Source organism: Paraburkholderia sediminicola (genome assembly GCF_046026895.1).
Lineage (GTDB): Bacteria > Pseudomonadota > Gammaproteobacteria > Burkholderiales > Burkholderiaceae > Paraburkholderia > Paraburkholderia sediminicola_C.
The window spans coordinates 1-2,483 of sequence record NZ_JAQQEU010000194.1 but is presented as its reverse complement, the minus strand read 5'-3'; the positions used below and the strand labels follow the sequence as shown (position 1 = coordinate 2,483).

The window sequence follows — 2,483 nt, the reverse complement described above, 5'->3', positions numbered from 1 at the left end:
TCACGGCGTTCATCCTGCATACAGCGAGCTGGCCGTGGCTCTTCTGGGTCAACGTGCCCATTAGCGTCATCGTGTTCGTTGGCGCGGGGTTCTCCCTGCCGCACACACGGGGTGCGAAACGTTCCTTCGATGCCAGCGGTGCAATTATCGGCGGTGTCGCGCTCGCGCTCACGATTATCGGCGGCGCTGGATTGAACACGGTAGGCAGTCACGCCGGTTTGATGGTTGCGGCAGGCGTCGTATTGACCGCGTTCTTCGTCTGGCACCAACGCGGTCGCGAGCACGCGATTCTGCCTAATGACCTGCTTGCCATCCCATTGTTTTCCGTGTCATCGCTCACCTCGATCTGCGCGTATGCCGCGCAGTCGACGGCACTGGTCTCTCTGCCCTTCATGTTCGAACAGATCGTCGGTCGCAGCATCCGGGTGAGTGGCATGCTGATGACGCCATGGCCGCTCGTGATCGTGTTTGTGGCGCCTCTCGCCGCACGACTGGCCGAACGTTATCGCGCAAGTGTCCTGTGTGCGACTGGTCTGGCCTTGCTCGCAATCGGACTGTGGGAGAGCGCGGCGCTGCCGGTAGACGCAAGCAATCAATAAAGCTGGTGATGACGAGCGGACGGTCGCATGGTCCTGCTTCATCCATTCATGCAACCGTCTCTCGATCTGGGCAATCTGCCGGTCCAGTGTCGCCAGCCCATTCCACTGTTCGCGAAGCGTATCAATGAGTACCATCGGCAGGCGCCCGGACAGTCTCTCCAACACGCCCGCGATAGTCCTGTCCAGCGCGGCACGACCTGTTCCCATCACTTCACCGTATTCGGACAGCAGGCCCCTCAGGCTGTTGATCTGCGTAGTGCGAAACTTCACAAGTTGTTGCCGCATCCGGTGCAGCGCCAGAACGGCCGGCCGCGTTTCCGTCTTCACCGCCACTTCCTTGCTGGGCATCTGCGTGGCCATCCAGATCGCCCGTGCGTCGGCCGAATCCACGATATTCGATCATTCGCTGCATGGAGATCTCCGATTCCTGCTATGTGGGGACAGAATCGGGCTTTATTTGGTTGCCCTCGATGTCGCTCGACGCCACGAGTTTCGGACGCACCCGGCACCTCGCCTAGTCGGCGTAAACCCGTGACGCCGTTGCGCCGCTGTTACGCCTGGCTAAAGCGTTATCCAGCAGAGTTTTCGCTGCCATTACGACGGTGATGTCAAGGGTCGATCTCGGGTGGGTTGGCTTTGTAAACGCCTTGGGCGCGGGTCACACTTCTTTCCGCAGTCGGCCCGTAGGCGCAACGGCACGCTGCACGCATTGGTCGGAACAGAGATGGGGGAGTCCTCGCTCCAGGGCGCGCCCCGGGCTCGGCGGTCAGTTGCTGCTGCTTCCAGACCATCGTCCAGGCTTCGGACGCGTCCAGTAGGGTCCAGTTCTGGTGAGCGGTTTGCATCATGCCGTCGCCTCCATTGACCTGCAGCGGAAGTCGGAGCGATTCCACCCATATCTTGTGCAGAGGGACGGCAAGTTAGCGGGCCACGGCGACCACAGCCCGGCGATGACCTCAGATCTTGGGGTTAAGCCACGATACGCGTTCGTCAACACCTCAACTACAGCCGGGCTGGGCCTCCCCCGATACAGACGATACGCATGCCCGTTCCGCGCGTGGAGTCTGGCGTTTCATCTGGTCGATATTGAAGGTGTCAAACAATTGGTGTCTTGGGGGGCGAGTGGGTATTGGGGGGCGACGGGGCGTGTCTCTCAGAGCCGTCCGTCTCGAAGACCCATGCACTGACAAGGTCTTCCATACAGGTCTAAAATGAAATCAACGTGCCCGTCGTACATCGAAATGCTTCTCCGGAAACGGGGAGCGGTTGGCGACGTGGCCAGCAATCCCCTCGCAGGTCGGTGTCCTTCACTACAAACATGCCGGATTCCATTTTGGTGTAATCAGGACCGCATGGGTCCTGATTAAAACGGGAGATATTCCGATGTTGCGCATGAGCAAACTTGCCGACTACGGTACGGTGATCATGACCGCGATGGCGCGCGACCCGGATGCAGTCCACAGCGCAAGCAGCATTGCGGCGGCGATCGGAGTCGCGATGCCTACGGTGTCAAAGGTTCTGAAAATCCTGACGCGGGGCGGTATGGTGGAGTCGCTGCGTGGCACGAAGGGTGGTTACCTGCTGCCGCGGCCGCCCGAGCGGATCACGCTGGCGGAGGTGATCGCCGCGGTCGACGGGCCGATCGGCGTGACCGAATGCAGCACATTGCCTGGCTTGTGCATCCAGGAGGCGGCGTGCGCGGTGCGGGCCAACTGGCAGAAGGTCAATCGCGTGATCTGCGAGGCGTTACAGCAGGTCACGCTGGCGGACATGGCGGGTCCGACCTTGCGCGCGGTCGATATCAGCGCGATCCGCGCGCGCAGCGTCGCCAGCCGCCCCGCGCGTGCAAAATCACTGGCGCGCAAAACGATCGACGGAGGCCAT

General features: G+C 61.3%; 2 protein-coding genes and 1 pseudogene. 2 read left to right on the top strand and 1 reads right to left on the bottom strand.

Annotation, left to right across the window (positions count from 1 at the left end; all coding sequences use genetic code 11):
- Window positions 1–599: efflux MFS transporter permease (locus tag PQR02_RS40150; RefSeq protein WP_459252067.1), on the top strand; the 599-nt coding region annotated here is incomplete at its 5' end.
- Between the two features lie 24 nt (window positions 600–623).
- Here the strand turns inward: PQR02_RS40150 and PQR02_RS40145 are convergent.
- A pseudogene (locus PQR02_RS40145) lies at window positions 624–986 on the bottom strand (IS110 family transposase); the annotation flags it as partial.
- 996 nt (window positions 987–1,982) lie between these two features.
- Between PQR02_RS40145 and PQR02_RS40140 the strand changes: the two are divergent.
- The coding region (locus tag PQR02_RS40140) for an SUF system Fe-S cluster assembly regulator (RefSeq protein WP_408243343.1) at window positions 1,983–2,483 on the top strand (501 nt) is incomplete at its 3' end.